The organism is Dongia deserti (assembly GCF_003574735.1).
Lineage (GTDB): Bacteria > Pseudomonadota > Alphaproteobacteria > Dongiales > Dongiaceae > Dongia_A > Dongia_A deserti.
Genome location: NZ_QORW01000009.1, coordinates 86,207 through 101,927, shown reverse-complemented (window position 1 = coordinate 101,927; position 15,721 = coordinate 86,207). Strand labels below are relative to the sequence as shown.

General features: G+C 64.3%; 20 protein-coding genes. 5 read left to right on the top strand and 15 right to left on the bottom strand.

Annotation, left to right across the window (positions count from 1 at the left end; all coding sequences use genetic code 11):
* Positions 1–6: 6 nt before the first annotated feature.
* Positions 7–1,050 (top strand): histone deacetylase family protein, encoded by a 1,044-nt coding sequence (locus tag DTX69_RS15505; RefSeq protein ID WP_119302636.1) that lies wholly within the window; start codon positions 7–9, stop codon positions 1,048–1,050.
* A gap of 107 nt (positions 1,051–1,157) precedes the next feature.
* On the opposite strand, the gene DTX69_RS15500 is transcribed toward DTX69_RS15505, so the two are convergent.
* From DTX69_RS15500 to DTX69_RS15465, 8 genes are all read right to left on the bottom strand, one after another.
* Positions 1,158–1,451, bottom strand: a complete 294-nt coding sequence (locus tag DTX69_RS15500; protein WP_119302460.1) for a GIY-YIG nuclease family protein — start codon at positions 1,449–1,451, stop codon at positions 1,158–1,160.
* Between the two features lie 89 nt (positions 1,452–1,540).
* A complete protein-coding gene (locus DTX69_RS15495) occupies positions 1,541–3,721 on the bottom strand; it encodes a tetratricopeptide repeat protein (protein ID WP_119302459.1) in 2,181 nt (726 codons plus the stop codon).
* 332 nt (positions 3,722–4,053) lie between these two features.
* A complete protein-coding gene (locus DTX69_RS15490; RefSeq protein WP_119302458.1) occupies positions 4,054–4,638 on the bottom strand; it encodes a GNAT family N-acetyltransferase in 585 nt (194 codons plus the stop codon).
* 176 nt (positions 4,639–4,814) lie between these two features.
* On the bottom strand, positions 4,815–5,153 hold the full coding sequence (gene hisE / locus DTX69_RS15485) for a phosphoribosyl-ATP diphosphatase (RefSeq protein ID WP_119302457.1): 339 nt from the start codon (positions 5,151–5,153) through the stop codon (positions 4,815–4,817).
* A 67-nt stretch (positions 5,154–5,220) separates the two neighbouring features.
* A complete protein-coding gene (locus DTX69_RS15480; RefSeq protein WP_119302456.1) occupies positions 5,221–6,669 on the bottom strand; it encodes a DHA2 family efflux MFS transporter permease subunit in 1,449 nt (482 codons plus the stop codon).
* An 88-nt stretch (positions 6,670–6,757) separates the two neighbouring features.
* A complete protein-coding gene (locus DTX69_RS15475) occupies positions 6,758–7,480 on the bottom strand; it encodes a DUF899 domain-containing protein (RefSeq protein WP_119302455.1) in 723 nt (240 codons plus the stop codon).
* A gap of 9 nt (positions 7,481–7,489) precedes the next feature.
* Positions 7,490–7,894 carry a VOC family protein gene (locus tag DTX69_RS15470; RefSeq protein ID WP_284735807.1) on the bottom strand — a complete coding sequence of 135 codons (405 nt, stop codon included), beginning with the start codon at positions 7,892–7,894 and terminating at the stop codon, positions 7,490–7,492.
* Between the two features lie 31 nt (positions 7,895–7,925).
* Complete coding sequence (locus tag DTX69_RS15465; RefSeq protein ID WP_119302453.1) at positions 7,926–8,279, bottom strand: DUF1428 domain-containing protein; 354 nt, start codon at positions 8,277–8,279, stop codon at positions 7,926–7,928.
* A gap of 132 nt (positions 8,280–8,411) precedes the next feature.
* Here DTX69_RS15465 and DTX69_RS15460 point away from each other — a divergent pair, with 132 nt between their 5' ends.
* Entirely contained in the window at positions 8,412–8,855 is a 444-nt protein-coding gene (locus DTX69_RS15460; RefSeq protein ID WP_119302452.1) for a MarR family winged helix-turn-helix transcriptional regulator, read from the top strand.
* A gap of 46 nt (positions 8,856–8,901) precedes the next feature.
* Positions 8,902–9,411 (top strand): anthrone oxygenase family protein, encoded by a 510-nt coding sequence (locus DTX69_RS15455; protein WP_119302451.1) that lies wholly within the window; start codon positions 8,902–8,904, stop codon positions 9,409–9,411.
* Positions 9,412–9,413: 2 nt separating this feature from the next.
* Here the strand turns inward: DTX69_RS15455 and DTX69_RS15450 are convergent, their stop codons facing one another.
* From DTX69_RS15450 to hisB, 7 genes are all read right to left on the bottom strand, one after another.
* Positions 9,414–9,776, bottom strand: coding sequence for a histidine triad nucleotide-binding protein (locus DTX69_RS15450; protein ID WP_119302450.1), 363 nt, complete (start codon positions 9,774–9,776; stop codon positions 9,414–9,416).
* 14 nt (positions 9,777–9,790) lie between these two features.
* Complete coding sequence (locus DTX69_RS15445; protein ID WP_119302449.1) at positions 9,791–10,120, bottom strand: phosphoribosyl-ATP diphosphatase; 330 nt, start codon at positions 10,118–10,120, stop codon at positions 9,791–9,793.
* A gap of 88 nt (positions 10,121–10,208) precedes the next feature.
* Positions 10,209–10,967 carry an imidazole glycerol phosphate synthase subunit HisF gene (hisF, locus tag DTX69_RS15440; RefSeq protein ID WP_119302448.1) on the bottom strand — a complete coding sequence of 253 codons (759 nt, stop codon included), beginning with the start codon at positions 10,965–10,967 and terminating at the stop codon, positions 10,209–10,211.
* Positions 10,961–11,716 carry a 1-(5-phosphoribosyl)-5-[(5-phosphoribosylamino)methylideneamino]imidazole-4-carboxamide isomerase gene (gene hisA, locus DTX69_RS15435; RefSeq protein WP_119302447.1) on the bottom strand — a complete coding sequence of 252 codons (756 nt, stop codon included), beginning with the start codon at positions 11,714–11,716 and terminating at the stop codon, positions 10,961–10,963. The genes hisF and hisA overlap by 7 nt, the downstream gene beginning before the upstream one ends.
* On the bottom strand, positions 11,713–12,285 hold the full coding sequence (locus DTX69_RS15430; RefSeq protein WP_119302446.1) for a GNAT family N-acetyltransferase: 573 nt from the start codon (positions 12,283–12,285) through the stop codon (positions 11,713–11,715). Before DTX69_RS15430 ends, hisA begins: the two co-directional genes overlap by 4 nt.
* Positions 12,285–12,920 (bottom strand): imidazole glycerol phosphate synthase subunit HisH, encoded by a 636-nt coding sequence (hisH, locus tag DTX69_RS15425; protein WP_119302445.1) that lies wholly within the window; start codon positions 12,918–12,920, stop codon positions 12,285–12,287. The genes DTX69_RS15430 and hisH overlap by 1 nt, the downstream gene beginning before the upstream one ends.
* 104 nt (positions 12,921–13,024) lie before the next feature.
* A complete protein-coding gene (gene hisB, locus DTX69_RS15420) occupies positions 13,025–13,621 on the bottom strand; it encodes an imidazoleglycerol-phosphate dehydratase HisB (protein ID WP_119302444.1) in 597 nt (198 codons plus the stop codon).
* A gap of 146 nt (positions 13,622–13,767) precedes the next feature.
* Between hisB and hslV the strand changes: the two genes are divergently transcribed.
* Complete coding sequence (gene hslV, locus DTX69_RS15415) at positions 13,768–14,343, top strand: ATP-dependent protease subunit HslV (protein WP_119302443.1); 576 nt, start codon at positions 13,768–13,770, stop codon at positions 14,341–14,343.
* Between the two features lie 5 nt (positions 14,344–14,348).
* Positions 14,349–15,710 carry an ATP-dependent protease ATPase subunit HslU gene (gene hslU, locus DTX69_RS15410; protein ID WP_119302635.1) on the top strand — a complete coding sequence of 454 codons (1,362 nt, stop codon included), beginning with the start codon at positions 14,349–14,351 and terminating at the stop codon, positions 15,708–15,710.
* Positions 15,711–15,721 lie beyond the last annotated feature (11 nt).

The following is a 15,721-nucleotide window of genomic DNA, read 5'->3' as shown; positions in this document are numbered from 1 at the left end:
CAGCACATGCATACGGTGTACAGCGAGGAACACCGCCACCAGGACGGCAATGTCGAGCTGTTCGAAGGCAAGGTGGTGAAGCCGCATGAATGTCCGCGACGCGCGGAGATCGTGCTCGATCGCGTGAAGGCCGAGAAGCTGGGCGAGGTGATCGGGCTGCGGGATTTCGGCCTCGATCCGATTCTCGCCGTGCACGACCGCGGGCTGGTGGAATTCCTGCGCGATGGCTGGGACGAGTGGGTGAAGTCAGGCCGCACCTTCGACGCGCTGCCCCATGTGTGGCCGGTGCCCGGCCTGCTGCCGCCGGGCAAGCAGCGGCAGGCGCCGCATTCCATCGACGGCAAGCTCGGCTACTACGCCATCGATGCCGGCACGCCAATCGTCGCGGGCACTTGGCGCGCGGTCTATGCCTCGGCGCAAGTCGCGGTGACCGGGCAGCGTCTGGTGGCGACGGGCGAGCGCGCGGCGTTCGCCCTGTGCCGGCCGCCGGGCCACCATGCGGGCAGCGATTTCTATGGCGGCTATTGCTTCCTCAACAATGCGGCGATCGCGGCCCAGGCTTTTCGCGATGCCGGCGCCAAGCGCGTCGCCATCCTCGATGTCGATTATCACCACGGCAACGGCACGCAACAGATCTTCTATGAGCGCAGCGACGTGCTGACCATCTCGCTGCACGCCGATCCGAAGCAGGAGTTTCCGTATTTCCTCGGCCACGCGGGTGAGCGTGGGTTTGGCGCCGGCGAAGGCTACCATCTCAACCTGCCGCTGCCCTGGGGCACCGAATGGCCGGAATACGAGGTCGCGATGGATGAAGCCGTGAAGGGCATCATCGCCCACGGCGCGGAAGTGCTGGTGGTCTCGCTCGGCCTCGACACGTTCGAGCAGGACCCGATCTCGCGCTTCAAGCTGCAGCACGAGGACTACCTGCGCATGGGCGAAAAGATCGCAAGCTGCGACCTCCCGACTCTGTTCGTGATGGAAGGCGGCTACGCCGTGGACGCGCTGGGGGTTAACACGGTGAATGTGCTGAAGGGGTTCGAGGCGGGGTGATAGATTTCAGATGACAGATGTCAGAACGGACGCACGCTGACGCCTACCCCCCGCTGTCACCCCGGCCTTGAGCCGGGGTCGTTTCATCCGCCGCACGATCGTTGGCATTACGCCCAGCGCGCGAGTCCTTCATACAGGTCGTCCCAGTTCGGATTTGCGCGCTCGATCAAAGCAATGTTCCACGCGCGCGGCCAGCGCTTGAGCGTCTTCTCGCGCGCGATCGCTTCCCCGGGCGTCGCATACTCCTCGAAGTATACCAGCCGCGTGATGCCATAGCGCTTGGTGAAGCCTTCAATGAGTCCTTCGCGATGCTGATGCACACGCGCAATGATGTGATTGGTCATCCCGACGTATAGCGTGCCATGAGGCTTGTTGCAGAGGATGTACCTCCAATAGCTCACGACGGCCCGAGCGGCGGATGGATGGACCCCGGCTCAAGGCCGGGGTGACAGTTTGAGCAGTGGCGACATTGTGCCTTCTGCCCGACGTTCTACCTCTTGCTTCCCGTGGGCACGTTCTTCTTCGGGTCGATGGGGGTGCGAGTGGGGGTTTCGGCGATGGAGCCGAGGGAGTTCAGATCGGCGCGCGCGATGTCGAACTCGAGATACTCCCGCATGCGGCTGTCATAGACCGACTTGAGGCGCTGCATCGCTGCGGCCTGGTCACCGGCGAGCAGCGCCCATTGCCCGATATAGAAGTCGGCATCGAAGCGCTGGCCCGCCACATCCTTGCTGTGCGCGGCAACCTTCGCAGCCCGCTCCACCGCTTCCGTCGAGCCGCGGCCAAGAAAGAGATCGACAATCGGGCGCGGCCAATCCTGATCCGGATGCTGGGCCGCGAATTTCTCGAGGCTGGTCTTGGCTCTCTCCATCTCGCCGGCGCGCGCCTGGGCGATGTAATAGAGCAGGTTCACGAACGGCTCGTCCGGATCGAGCTGAACGGCGCGGCGGAAATCCTCGATCGCGCGCTTCTCCTCGCCGTCGATCATGCGCGCCGTTGCGCGGTTGGCATAATAGGCGGCGGATTGCGGCATCAGCTCGAGCGCGCGGTTGAAGTCGCTGACCGCCTCGGAGATGCGCCCTTCGGACAGAGAGACCAGGGCGCGGCCGTTCCAAGCCTCGGCATCGCGCGCATTCAGCTTGATGGCGCGGTTGAAGTCACCGCGCGCCTCCTCGGAACGCGCCAGCAGGTGATAGAGATAGCCGCGGTCGCGGTAGGCTTCCGGCCAGTCCGAAGCGAAGGTGATGGCCTTGCTGTAGTCGGCCAGCGCGCGCTCATAGTTGCGCAGGCCGCGCCAGGCATCGCCGCGTTCGTTGACGGCGACAGCGCTCTTCGGCTGGCGCTTCAGGACCCGGTCGAGGTCCGCGATCGCGGCATCGTAAGACGAGGCGCGATTCTGTGCGATGGCGCGATAGAGCAGCACATCGGGTGAGTCTGCATGCTTGTTGGCGAGCACGGTGAAATCGCCGCTGGCGAGCTTCAGGCTGTCGGCGTCGCCGTCTTCCAGCTCCATCCGGGCGCGCAGGTAGCGCGCCGGCGCGAAATTCTCATCGAGCGCCAGAACCGCGTCCAGGTCGCGCCGCGCATCCTCATCGCGTCCGGCATAGCGGTTCCAGATCGCGCGCAGCAGGTGGAGCTCCGGATTCTTCGCGTTCGCCGTGATGGCTGCGCCGAGATCCTCGATCGCATCGCTCGACCGCTCGGAGCTATAGTGATCGTCGATCCTGTGCTTGGCGAGGAAGCGCTCGACCCGCGCGTCATCGGTCAGATAGGGCTGGATGCGCTCGATCAGGCCGGCGATCGGCACGGCGATCGCGAGGTAATCGTAGTAGTTCGGATCATCGCGCCCCAGCACCAGCGCGTCCGAAGCGGCAACAGAAAGCCCCTCGACCGCGATGTGTGAGACTGTGATCGCCGCGACGCGCTGCTCGCCCGTGACCGGGTCCTTGATGAGGAGCGGCCCGCCCGAATTGCCCGGGATGGTGATGCAATCATGCTGCCAGCCGGACGCGTAGATCTGGCCGATCAGCCGGCAGGTCGGATCTTCCCACAGGCTCTTCACGCTCTTGTCGCCCGGCAGCCCGACCGAGCGCGCGGCGATCGAAGCACCGCCCCGCATGATCTCGCGCGTGGTGACTGGAGACAGCTTCAGATAGCCGTAGGAATAAGGCTTAGCGCCGAAGCACTTGTCGAGCTCCAGCAGCGCCCAGTCCTCCCAGCCGTTGCGCTCGACCGACTGGGCGCGCACCAGGAGGTTGTTGTTCTCACCCAAGCGCACATAGCGGCCCCACACCACCGGACGGGCGATCGACGATTCGGCGAAGCGGTTGAGATCGGGGAAATCCGGGCCGATCTTGCCGTCGCCGACATAGAAGGTGCTGGTGGTAGTCTCGTCCACTTTGTAGCCGCCGGCTGCCACGTGATAGGCGGTGAGGACGTGGCAGGGCGAGACCAGGAAGCCGGTGCCGGCCGCGAACTGGCCATTGGCCGCCTGGTAGAAGACCAGGCCGATCGCAGCGCCCTCGGTGCCCTTGGTGCGCTGGACGGGATGCCGGTCATCCTTGCCGAACGCCACGGCCGCGGCGGGCTTGACGTGCAATTGAGTCGCCAGGATTGAGAGCGTTCCCAGCGCCATCAGGGCCGCTAGAAACCACCGGATAGTCCGCCGCATCCGCCGCGTCCCCCCAAAACTTGAAGGTCACCGGCACCCGGCCGTCTGCGTGCGCCACCAGCCCATAGTCGGCCGAATACCTAAAATGCAGGATAACGGCGCGAAAAATCCTGTCCAGCGCGCAAGCGGCATAGGCCGCTACACGTCAGTATGTGTAACGAACGATTAACCATAATCTATATCGAAAGGACTAGGTCGCCGTTGCCACGACGATACTCATGGACGAGCGCGTCGACGCAACGCGCTGCAGCTTCAAGCCGGATCGCGCAGAAGCTCGCGCGCATGCTGGCCGGTGTGCGGTTGTGAGGCACGGACGTGGTTCATGGGCCCTTTCACCGTTTGAGACCGAGGCAGAATGCTTCGATGGCGAGGCGCTCGCCGTTGGGATCATGATCGGGCAGGTCGCCGACATTGAGGTCGTATTGCGGGCAGCGCCGGAATCCCATCTGCAGATAGAGCTTGCGTGCCACGCTCTGGAATTCGGCATTGTGCACGGAGAGGACCTGGCGGCCGATGCGCCAGGCGCGCAGCATGCAAGCCTCCGCCAGCTGCCGCCCAATGCCGCGGCCGCGCACCTCGGGATTGACGGCGAGCGCGCGCAGGCTCGCCCATTCCGACGGCAGCGTCCACCCCAGGTTCCAATTCTGGCGCGATGCATCGCGATAGAAGGCGACGGCGCCGAGCATCCGGCCGTCCGATTCCGCGATCAGGAAATCCTTGTCCGCCCAGCTTGCGGTGAGCGCGCCGAGGTCGCGCATATGGGCGTCATAGACCCGCAGCGGCAGGACCTTGCGATACTCATGGTTGGCACGGAACAGCAGGTCCGTGATGGTGGCCATCTCATGGAACCCGGCCAGGCGCACGACCGCCGCCGGCTGGGACAGCGGGTGCCGGCTCACGATGGCAAAGTGCGGCATGGGACTTAATCCTTCTACATGAAACGCCGATCACGACGCACATCGCGCCGCATCGCGATTGTTGCAGAGGGCGAGGAGAGACACGTGTGAAGGGCATCACAGGCGATCTGAGATCCCCCCAGTTGGGGGAGGGGATGAGCAACGTCGTCTGATGGAATGCACAGTGAAGGACGAGTCTACTCCCGCGCCTCGTCCTGCTCCGGACCGGCGAGGCCGGCGAATTTCTCGCGGGCTTGCAGCTTGCGCCAGACTTCCTCAGGCTTGACGCCGCAATCGGCCCACAGCGCCAGCAGCAGGTAGAGCAGCTTCGCGCTTTCATCCACCACGCTGTCGGCGTCCTTGGCCATCGCGGCGATGGCGGTCTCGAACACGTTCTCGCCCAGCTTGCGCGCGATCTTCGGCCGGCCGCGCTGCAGCAGGCTCGCCGCCTTGTTGTGTTTCGGATCCTCGGTGCGCCGCGCCATCATGGCGGCGTACATCCGGTCCAGAATCCGGCCGCTTTCCTCGTCCAGCATGGAGCCCCCTTCCCGTCCCGGAGTCCTTATGAATCGCGGGAAGGGAGAGCGCAAGCCTCGTAACGGGCTACTCCGCTTCGGCGGGCGCGGGCGCTCCAGCCGCTTCGGGCTGTGGCCGCGCCGGACGCAGCAGTAGCGCCAGCGCGCCGGCGATCGCGGCACACACCGCGCCGACCAGGAAGGCGATCTGGTATCCGGCATTGAGCGCGACGGGCATGCTGGCGCCAAGCGCCGTCAGGTTGGCGGTGCGCGCCGCCGCCAGGCTGGCCAGGATCGCGAGACCGAGCGCGCCGCCCATCATGAAGGAGGTGTTGACGATGCCGGATGCCAGTCCCGATTCATGCGGGCCGACATCGTTCATGGCGGCGAGCAGGATGGGATTGAACGCTATGCCGGCGCCGAGTCCGAGCAAGGTCATGCCCGGCATCACGTCGATCCAGAACGTGCCATCGACCGGCGCGCGCGCGAACAAGGCAAGGCCGGCTGCAGCCAGCAGCAACCCGACCGCCAGCGGCGCACGGATGCCGAAGCGGTTCACCAGCTTCGCCGACAGGCCGAGCGAGAACGCGCCCATGATGAGATTGCCCGGCAGGAAGGCGAGGCCGACCTCCATCGGGCTGTAGCCCAGCACGATCTGCATGTAGAGCGCGGACAGGAAGAACCAGGCGAACATCGCCGCCGCCCACAGCACGCTCGCGACATTCGCGACGGAGAGGTTGCGCAGGCGAAACAGGCCGAGCGGCATCAACGGCGCCGACACCTTGAGCTCGATGACGAGGAATGCCGCCATGAGGATGGCAGCGAGCGCGAGCAATCCGATGGTCTGCAGCGAGCCCCAGCCAGCCTCGTTGCCGTCGACGATGGCATAGACCGCGAGCAGCAGCGACAGGGTGACCGTGATGGCGCCGCCGAAATCCAGGCGCTCGTTCTTCTCGCCCGCATGATCGTCCGGCACCAGCGCGAGTGTTAGCGCATAGACGATGGCGCCGAGCGGGATATTGACCAGGAACACCCAGTGCCAATTGAGCAGATCGGTCAGCAATCCGCCGAGCAGCACGCCGACCGAGCCGCCGCCGGCGATCACGAAGCCGAACACGCCCATCGCCTTTGCGCGCTCCTCCGCCTCGGTGAAGATGATCATGATGAGCGAGAGCGCCACGGCGGAGACGATGGCGCCGCCGAGGCCCTGGATGGCGCGCGCCGCGATCAGCAGTCCTTGCGAGTTGGCGAGGCCGCAGGCGAGCGAGGCAAGGGTGAAGAATACGATGCCGATCAGGAACAGCTTGCGATGCCCATAGAGATCGCCCAGCCGCCCGCCCAGCAGCAGGAAGCCGCCGTAGGTCAGCAGATACGCATTCACCACCCAGACCAAGGTGGTTTCCAAGAAGCCGAGATCGGTGCGGATCGACGGCAGCGCGACGTTCACGACCGTCGAATCGAGCACGATCATCAGATCGCCCAGACAGAGAATGATGAGCGCGAGCCAGCGGCTCTTGCCTTGAATATGCGCGGTCACTATGACTGCTCCTAGATCTCTTTACCCACTCAAACAAATCCCCTTCCCCCCGCGAGGGGGGAAGGGGAGCTTAATTAGGCGGACAGTACTAGCTGGCCTTCCTCTTCTTGTCTTCCTCGTACTCGTCATGCCGCTTGATCCAGTTCATCGGGCTTGATTCGTTGCGGCCTTTGGGCATGAGGTCGAGGATCATGTAGGTGCCGAGCACTTCGCCGCTGCCGTCGCCGTAATCGGCATAGGTCAGGTAGATCGCGCCGTCGGCGTCCTTGTAGAAGATGCTGCCGCCGGGCAGATCCTCCATCGTGGAATTGTCGATCAGCTCGAAATTGTGGAAGACCTTGCCCTTTGCCAGCTGTTCCTTGGTGAAGGAGACGTGGAAGTCGTAGTTGAAATCGCTTCCCAGCGACGACACCCAGTTGACATCCCAGCCCATCCGCTTCCTGTAGGCCTGCAGCTTTGCGAGCGGCGCGCGCGACACGATCACGAAGGTGACGTCATGGTGCCGCAGGTGCCTGTACGCTGCATCGATGTGATCGGTCGCGAAGGAGCAGCCCGGGCAACCTGCCTCCCACTCCGGCGCGAACATGAAGTGCTGGACGAACAGCCGGCTGCGTCCGTCGAACAGGTCGGACAAAGTCTTCCTGCCGTCGACCGTGTCGAACGCGTAGTCCTTCTCGATCTTGAGCCAGGGCAGGTCGCGGCGCGCGGCGGCGACTCGTTCGCGCGCCGTAGCTAGCTTCTTCTCCTCGGCGAGCATGGTCTTGCGGGCTTCGATCCACTCCGCTTCAGAGGCGATCTTTTGGTCTTGCATGGTGGTCTCCTATTTCTTCTCCAGCGCCGAGTTCAGCATCCATTCATGGCCAAACGGGTCGAGCATCGCGGCGTAGCGGGCGCCCCAGAACATGTCGGCCGGCTCCTGCGTGCTCTTGGCGCCGGCGGCGACGGCCTGGGCATAGACGGCATCCACGTCCTTCGGCGTGGAGAGCTGGATGACAATCCCGACGGGGCTCTTGCGCTCGGCATTCGGATGCTTGGCGCTGCCATATTCCGGAAACTCGTCCATCACGAAGATGGTGCCGCCATGGATGGTGAGATCGGCATGCATGATGCGCTTGCCGTTCTCCTCCGGCATGCGGGAATTCTCCTTGGCGTCGAACGCCTTCTTGTAGAAATCGATCGCTTCGGACGCGTTGCTGACTGTGAGATAGGGGACAATCGCTTGCATGGCTGAAATCTCCTCCGGCTGAATTGTCTCGTTACATATCGACGATCACTTTGAACCCGCCATAGGACATGCGCTTCATGTCGAACGGCATGGACTTGGGGTCCATCGCCAGGCGCTTATCTTGCATGATCTTGGGCAAGATCTTGTCACGATGGGCGCGCGACTTGTAGACGATCCACGAGAACACGATGACTTCGCCCTTCTTCGGCTTCACGCGCTTCGGAAACGGCAGGCCCCACTTCACGTTCACATCGTCGCCCACGCATTCGCGGTATTCGAGCGCGCCGTAATGCTTCCAGACCTTGCCGGCCTTGGCGGACATCCGGCGATAGGCAGCCAGCTTCTTGGCTGGGACCGTCAACAGAAATCCATCAACATAGGCCATCGTCGTTTCCTCCACGTGTCTCTTTGATTGCACCGCGGTTGTCCGGACGTTGAAGCTTATGCGTCAAAAGACCGCGGAACAGGTGCGGTTATGTGGCTTGACTGAATACGTTGATATCAACATAATCAGCTGATGTCAAACCGCAAGCTGGTGCCGCTCGAAACCACGCTGCATGTGCGCGATACCTGCCTGTGCCTGCACTTGCAGCGCGCCGCGCGGGTGGTGGCGCGCCGGTTCGACGACGTGTTCCGACCGCTGGACATCACGCAGGGGCAGTTCTCGTTGTTGATGTCGCTGAACCGGCCGGACCCGCCCACCATGGGCAGCGTGGCGGAGCTGCTCGCCATGGACCGCACCACGCTGACCGCCAATCTGAAGCCGCTGGAACGGCGCGGCCTCCTCTCGATCAAGGTGGATGAGAGCGATCGCCGCAGCCGCCGCCTGGCGCTGACCGCCGAGGGGCGGGCACTGCTGGCGGCGGCGGTGCCGATCTGGAAGCGGACGCATGCCGCGCTGGAGCGGCGGCTGAAGCGCTCGGCCGATGCGCTGCGCGCGGATCTGATGGCGCTCTCTTAAGGCGAAGTCTGTGCTACCGTCGGATCCCTGATCGGGGGTCGGCACCATGGACACACTATTCGTCATTCTCATCTTCTTGTGCGCGCTCGGCAGCGGCTTGATGGCCGGCGTGTTCTTCGCCTTTTCCAGTTTCGTGATGACGGCCCTGGCGCGGCTGGCGCCGACCGAGGGCATGCGCGCCATGCAGACGATCAACGTCACGGTGCTCAACCGGCTGTTCCTGTCGATCTTCATGGGAACGGGCGCGATCTCCATCGTGGCGATCGTCATGGCGTTCCTGCGCTGGGAAGACGGCAGCATGTATACACTGCTGGGCGGAGGCATCTATCTGCTTGGATCGATCCTGGTGACGATGCGCGGCAACGTGCCCCTCAACAACGCGCTGGCCGCGCTCGATGCCGAGGCGCCCGACAGCGCCCGACGCTGGTCCGACTATGTGCGCGACTGGACGCGATGGAATCACGTGCGCACTGTCGCGTGCGCAGCGGCGCTAGTGCTGTTCATCCTGGCGATCAACAACGCGGTCTGGATCCAGGCCTGGCGGCTGCTCATGTAGCCTTACGGCAAGTTCACCATCTTGCCCATCGGCTGGCCGCCGAGGATGTGGACATGGTAGTGCGCCACTTCCTGGTGGCCGTGGGCTCCGCTGTTGGCAATCAGGCGGTAGCCGGTCTCGGCGACGCCCAGTTCGCGCGCGAGCTTCGAGATGGTGCGCTGCATCGCGGCGATCTCCTCGACGCTGGCGTTCTCGCCGAAATCCTGGGCGGAGAGATAGGCGCCTTTCGGAATCACCAGCGCATGCACCTTGGCCTGTGGGCGGATGTCCTTGAAGGCCAGCACATGCTCGTCCTCATAGATCTTGTTGCACGGGATCTCGCCGCGCAGGATCTTGGCAAACACGTTGTTGGAATCATAGGTCATCGTTGCCTCCTGGCTTAGATCTGCGGCCGTGACGCCTTCTCGGCGAGGCCCGAGGTGCCCTCGCGCGCGGCCAGCTTGTTCCAGACCTCGTCCGGCTCCACGCCGCAATCGACCCATAGCACGAGCAGATGATAGAGCAGGTCCGCGCTCTCCGAGACCACGGCGTCGCTGTCATTGGCGACCGCCGCGATGGCCGTCTCGACCGCTTCCTCGCCCATTTTCTTCGCGATCTTGGCGCGGCCTTCGTGCAGCAGCTTCGCGGTATAGGAACTGCCCGGGTCGGCCGTGCGCCTGGCGGCAATGGTCGTGTATAGGCGTTCCAGCACGCCCTCCAATTCGGACATACGTTCTCCTCCTTGCCGCAAGAAGTCAGGTATCAGGAATCAGTAATCAGAATATACGCTTTTCTGATCCCCGATACCTGATCCCAGATTACTGGCGCATCGGCAGGCCCGCCTTTGCCATATGAGCCTTCGCTTGCCCGATCGTGAACTCGCCGAAGTGAAAGATCGAGGCGGCGAGGACGGCGGTGGCGTGGCCGTCGCGGATTCCCTCCACCAGATGATCAAGAGTGCCGACCCCGCCGGAGGCGATCACCGGCACGCGCACCGCATCGGCGATCGCGCGGGTCAGCGGGATATTGTAGCCCTGCTTGGTGCCGTCGCGATCCATTGAGGTGACCAGCAGCTCGCCGGCGCCCAATTCTGCGACCTGACGCGCGAACGCCACGGCGTCGATGCCGGTCGGATTGCGGCCGCCATGGGTGAAGATCTCGTAGCGCTCCGGCGCCACCTGCTTGGCGTCGATCGAGACGGTGATGCATTGCGCGCCGAACTTCTCGGCGGCCTGACGCACGAACGCCGGCTCCTTCACCGCGGCGGTGTTGATCGACACCTTGTCGGCGCCGGCCAGCAGCAGCTTGCGGATGTCCTCGATCCTGCGCACGCCGCCGCCGACGGTGAGCGGCATGAAGCAGACCGAGGCGGTCTTCGCCACCACGTCATAGAGCGTGTCGCGGTTCTCGTGGCTGGCTGTGATATCAAGGAAGCAGAGCTCGTCCGCGCCTGCTTCGTCATAGAGCGTCGCCTGCTCAACGGGATCGCCGGCGTCGACGAGGTTGACGAAGTTCACGCCCTTGACGGTGCGGCCGTCCTTCACGTCGAGGCAGGGAATGACGCGCATTTTCAGCATCGCGCCGCTTCCTTCAGGCGCTTAAGTGCCTGGGCCAAGTCCAGCCGGCCGTCATAGAGGGCGCGGCCGGAGATCACGCCGATGATGCCGCCGCCGTAGGTGCGCGTCGACGGCGCGACTTTCAGCAAAGCATCGAGGTCGGTGACGGACGACACGCCGCCGGAGGCGATGACCGGGATGGAGACGCTGCGCGCCAGTTCTGCCGTGCTCACGACGTTGACGCCTTGCAACAAGCCGTCGCGGTCGATGTCGGTGAAGATGATGGTGGCGACGCCGGCATCCTCGAACTTGCGCGCGAGGTCGAGCGTGGTGACGTCGCTCGTTTCTGCCCAGCCTTCCACCGCGACTTTGCCGCCTTTGGCGTCGATGCCGACGGCGATCTTGCCGGGGAACTTGCGGCACGCCTCCTTGACCAGCGCCGGATTCTTGAGCGCGGCCGTGCCGAGGATGACGCGCGCGATGCCGCGGCGGAACCAGTCTTCGATGCGTGCGAGGTCACGGATGCCGCCACCGAGCTGCACGGGAATCTTCACGGACTTCAGGATCGCCTCGACCGCCGCCGCGTTCACCGGCTTGCCGGCGAAGGCGCCGTTCAAGTCCACCAGATGCAGCCACTCAGCTCCGGCATGCGCGAACCGGCGCGCCTGGTCCGCGGGATCGGCGTTGAAGACGGTCGCCTGGCTCATGTCGCCTTTGACGAGGCGCACGCATTGGCCGTCCTTCAGGTCGATGGCGGGGAACAGGATCACGACGCTTTGCTTCCTTGAGTGGCGCCGTTCCCGTTGCCGTTCAGGTCCTTCCAGAAATACAGGCCGGCGACATAGACGCCGTTGACCCGCGCGTAGTGCGGATGCCGGCCGAGCTCATGATAACCGAGCGAGCGATAGAGCGTGATGGCGGCTTCCTGGGTCTCCCGCACGTCGAGATTGAGCACGCGCAGGCCGAGGGAGCGCGCGTGATTCTCGACGCCTTCCGCGATCATGCGCGCCAGGCCGTGGCCGCGCGCCCAGGGCGCCATGAAGCTGGTGGTGAGCTGGCCGCTGTGCGCCTGCGCCTCGTTGTTCTTGGGCGGGCGCACCAGCTGCGCCGAGCCGACGATGACGTTGTCCAGGCGCCCGACGATGAGGGTGCGCTCCGGCACCATCAGCACGCCTTTCCAGTAGCTTTCCATCACGTCGCGCCGCGGCGGCTTCAGCCAGCCGAACCCGCCGCCGGCCTCGATCGCATCCTCCGCCGCGTGGCACAGGTCGGCGAGGTCGCCGCGCGTGAGCTTGGTAACGACTTCGACCTTGGTGTCTGGTTTGGGCATCTGCGTCATCAGGGATTCCACTTCAGGAAGCTCGCCAGGAGAGTCAACCCCACCTGCTGGCTCTTTTCAGGATGGAATTGTACGCCCAGCAGGTTGTCGCGCCCGATGATCGCCGTCACAGGCCCGCCATATTCGACTGTCGCCAGCACATCTTGGGATCGGTCGGCGACGAAATGAAAGGAGTGGACGAAATAAGCATGATCACCGTTCCTGGTCGCTGCGAGCGCTCGGTGTCCAACATGCGCGAGCTTGAGATCGTTCCAGCCCATCTGCGGGATGCGCAGTGATTTGTCGGCGGGATCAAGCACCACCACCTTGCCCTTGATCCAGTCGAGTCCTTTATGTGTGCCGAACTCGACACCGACACTCGCCATCAATTGCATGCCGACGCAGATGCCGAGGAACGGCTTGCCCTGCTTCAGCACCGCTTCTTCCAGTGCTTCGACCATGCCGGGGAGCGAATCCAGCCCGTGCTTGCAAGCGGCAAAGGCGCCGACGCCGGGCAGCACGATGCGGTCCGCCTTGCGCACCGCGTCCGGATCAGCGGTCACGATGACGCGCGCCGAGTCCTTGGCGGCTGCGGCCAATGCCTTCTCGGCGGAGCGGAGGTTTCCGGCCCCGTAATCGACGATCGCAACCTGCATGGCAATCCAGATGTCAGAGGGCAGATGTCAGATGTCAGTATGGCGCGTTACGCCCGAATGTCGGATCACACCTGACCTCTGACATCTGACTTCTGACATCTGAATCATAGCACGCCCTTGGTCGACGGCACGGCGTCCGACTTGCGGGGGTCGATCTCGATCGCCTGGCGGAGCGCGCGCGCCAAGCCCTTGAAGCAGCTTTCCACGATGTGGTGGTTGTTCTCGCCGTAGAGATTCTCCACGTGGAGAGTCAGGCCGGCATTCTGGGCGAAGGCCTGAAACCATTCCTTGAACAGCTCGGTGTCCATCTCGCCCAGCTTCGGCTTGGAGAAGTTCACTTTCCAGATCAGGTAAGGCCTGTTGGAGGCATCGAGCGCCACGCGCGTCAGCGTCTCATCCATCGGCACGGTCGCCTCGCCCCAGCGGCGGATGCCCGTGCGGTCGCCCAGCGCCTTCGCCACCGCCTCGCCGATGCAAATGCCGGTGTCCTCCGTGGTGTGGTGGAAGTCGATGTGGAGGTCGCCTTTGGCCTTGACCGTGAGATCCATCAAGGAATGGCGCGAGAGCTGGTCCAGCATGTGGTCCAGGAAGCCGATGCCGGTCGCGATCTCGGACGTGCCTGTGCCGTCCAGATCCACGGTGACCGAGATCTCGGTCTCCTTGGTCTTGCGCTCGACCTTGCCTTGCCGTGTCCGGGCCATTGCCACCTCTCTCTGGCCGGGCCTTGTAGCAGCGAAGGGCTTGGAATGCCAGGGTTAATGCCCCGCATGAGGCGCAGGGGAGGGGGCGGCGGCTGGTCACAGGGCTTTTGCTTGATTCGTTAATCCCGGGCGCCTATTTGAGGCCAATGAGCGATACGGATGACAGGGCCCGGCACGGGCTCGCCCCCTGGCACGGCACGACCATTCTGCTGGTGCGCAAGGGTTCCGACGTGGTGCTGGCCGGCGACGGCCAGGTCAGCGTCGGCAACACCATCATGAAATCCAACGCGAAGAAGCTGCGGCGCCTCTCCAAGGGCGAGGGGCGTGACGTGATCGCCGGCTTCGCCGGCTCGACCGCCGATGCGCTGACGCTGTTCGAGCGGCTGGAAGGCAAGCTGGAGAAGCATCCCGGGCAGCTGGCGCGCGCCTGCGTGGAGCTGGCCAAGGATTGGCGGCAGGACAAGTATCTGCGCCGGCTCGAGGCCATGATGGCGGTGGCGGACAAGCAATCGAGCTTCGTGCTCACCGGATCGGGCGACGTGCTGGAGCCGGAGGATGGCTTGATCGGCATCGGCTCCGGCGGCTCCTTCGCGCTGGCCGCGGCGCGCGCACTCATCGACGTGGACGGCATGTCGGCCGAGGCGATCGCCAAGAAGGCGATGAAGATCGCCGCCGACATCTGCATCTATACCAATCAGAACGTGATTTTCGAGAAGCTGTGACGATCATGAACGACATCAACCGCACGCCCAAGGAGAGCGAGGTCAGCACCAGTCACGCCGGTTCGCTGACGCCGCGCGAAATCGTGCACGAGCTCGACCGGCATATCGTCGGCCAAGATGAGGCCAAGCGGGCCGTGGCGATCGCGCTCAGGAATCGCTGGCGCCGGCAGCAGCTCTCGCCGGAGCTGCGCGAAGAGGTGATGCCGAAGAACATCCTGATGATCGGCCCGACCGGCGTCGGCAAGACCGAGATCGCGCGCCGCCTCGCCAAGCTGGCGCAGGCGCCCTTCATCAAGGTCGAGGCGACCAAATTCACTGAAGTGGGCTATGTCGGCCGTGACGTCGAGCAGATCGTGCGCGACCTGCTGGAGCTCGCGATCCTGATGACCAAGGACAAGATGAAGCGGCAGGTCCAGGCCAAGGCCGAGGAGGCGGCGGAATCGCGCGTGCTCGACGCGCTGGTGGGCGAGGGCGCCAGCGCCGACACACGGCTCAAGTTCCGCAAGATGCTGCGCGCCGGCGAACTGGACGACAAGGAGATCGAGCTGAAGCTGAAGGATACCGGCGCGGGTTCGCTGCCGACCTTCGAGATTCCCGGCATGCCCGGCGCTTCCATGGGCATGATCAACCTCAACGAGATGCTGGGCAACGCGCTGGGCGGCCGCACGAAGGCGCGCCGCACGACGGTGCGCGAGGCCTACGCGCCGCTGATCGCGGAGGAAAGCGAGAAGCTGCTGGACCAGGAAAAAGTGCTGGGCGAGGCCATCCAGATGACCGAGCAGCACGGCATTGTCTTTCTGGACGAGATCGACAAGATCTGCGCGCGCTCGGAGCGCGTGGGCGCGGACGTGTCGCGCGAAGGCGTGCAGCGCGACCTGTTGCCGCTGATCGAAGGCACCACGGTCTCGACCAAGCATGGACCGGTGAAGACCGACCACATCCTCTTCATCGCGTCCGGCGCCTTCCACATCGCGAAGCCCGCGGACCTGCTGCCCGAACTGCAGGGCCGCCTGCCGATCCGCGTGGAGCTCGCCGCGCTGACGCGCGATGACTTGAAGCGCATCCTGACCGAGCCCGAAGCCAGCCTTATCACCCAGTACGAGGCCCTGCTCGGCACCGAGGAGCTGACCCTCATTTTCACCGACGATGCGATCGACGCGATCGCGGACCTGGCGAGCGAGATCAACACCAGCGTCGAGAACATCGGCGCCCGCCGCCTGCAGACCGTGATGGAAAAGCTGCTCGAGGAAGTGAGCTTCACCGCGAGCGAGAAGTCGGGGACGGAGTTCACGGTGGACGCCAAGTACGTGACGGAGCGTGTCGCCCCGCTCGCGAAGAACGCGGACCTGAGCAAGTTTATCCTCTAAGGACGTACTTC

What these genes read in the sequence shown, in the direction of transcription:
- DTX69_RS15505 (WP_119302636.1), top strand. Translation starts at nt 7, where the DNA reads ATGCATACGGTGTACAGCGAGGAACACCGCCACCAGGACGGCAATGTC.
- DTX69_RS15495 (WP_119302459.1), bottom strand. Translation starts at nt 3,721, where the DNA reads ATGCGGCGGACTATCCGGTGGTTTCTAGCGGCCCTGATGGCGCTGGGA.
- DTX69_RS15490 (WP_119302458.1), bottom strand. Translation starts at nt 4,638, where the DNA reads ATGCCGCACTTTGCCATCGTGAGCCGGCACCCGCTGTCCCAGCCGGCG.
- hisE (WP_119302457.1), bottom strand. Translation starts at nt 5,153, where the DNA reads ATGCTGGACGAGGAAAGCGGCCGGATTCTGGACCGGATGTACGCCGCC.
- DTX69_RS15475 (WP_119302455.1), bottom strand. Translation starts at nt 7,480, where the DNA reads ATGCAAGACCAAAAGATCGCCTCTGAAGCGGAGTGGATCGAAGCCCGC.
- DTX69_RS15470 (WP_284735807.1), bottom strand. Translation starts at nt 7,894, where the DNA reads ATGCAAGCGATTGTCCCCTATCTCACAGTCAGCAACGCGTCCGAAGCG.
- DTX69_RS15465 (WP_119302453.1), bottom strand. Translation starts at nt 8,279, where the DNA reads ATGGCCTATGTTGATGGATTTCTGTTGACGGTCCCAGCCAAGAAGCTG.
- DTX69_RS15460 (WP_119302452.1), top strand. Translation starts at nt 8,412, where the DNA reads ATGTCAAACCGCAAGCTGGTGCCGCTCGAAACCACGCTGCATGTGCGC.
- DTX69_RS15455 (WP_119302451.1), top strand. Translation starts at nt 8,902, where the DNA reads ATGGACACACTATTCGTCATTCTCATCTTCTTGTGCGCGCTCGGCAGC.
- DTX69_RS15450 (WP_119302450.1), bottom strand. Translation starts at nt 9,776, where the DNA reads ATGACCTATGATTCCAACAACGTGTTTGCCAAGATCCTGCGCGGCGAG.
- DTX69_RS15445 (WP_119302449.1), bottom strand. Translation starts at nt 10,120, where the DNA reads ATGTCCGAATTGGAGGGCGTGCTGGAACGCCTATACACGACCATTGCC.
- hisF (WP_119302448.1), bottom strand. Translation starts at nt 10,967, where the DNA reads ATGCTGAAAATGCGCGTCATTCCCTGCCTCGACGTGAAGGACGGCCGC.
- DTX69_RS15430 (WP_119302446.1), bottom strand. Translation starts at nt 12,285, where the DNA reads ATGACGCAGATGCCCAAACCAGACACCAAGGTCGAAGTCGTTACCAAG.
- hisH (WP_119302445.1), bottom strand. Translation starts at nt 12,920, where the DNA reads ATGCAGGTTGCGATCGTCGATTACGGGGCCGGAAACCTCCGCTCCGCC.
- hisB (WP_119302444.1), bottom strand. Translation starts at nt 13,621, where the DNA reads ATGGCCCGGACACGGCAAGGCAAGGTCGAGCGCAAGACCAAGGAGACC.
- hslV (WP_119302443.1), top strand. Translation starts at nt 13,768, where the DNA reads ATGAGCGATACGGATGACAGGGCCCGGCACGGGCTCGCCCCCTGGCAC.
- hslU (WP_119302635.1), top strand. Translation starts at nt 14,349, where the DNA reads ATGAACGACATCAACCGCACGCCCAAGGAGAGCGAGGTCAGCACCAGT.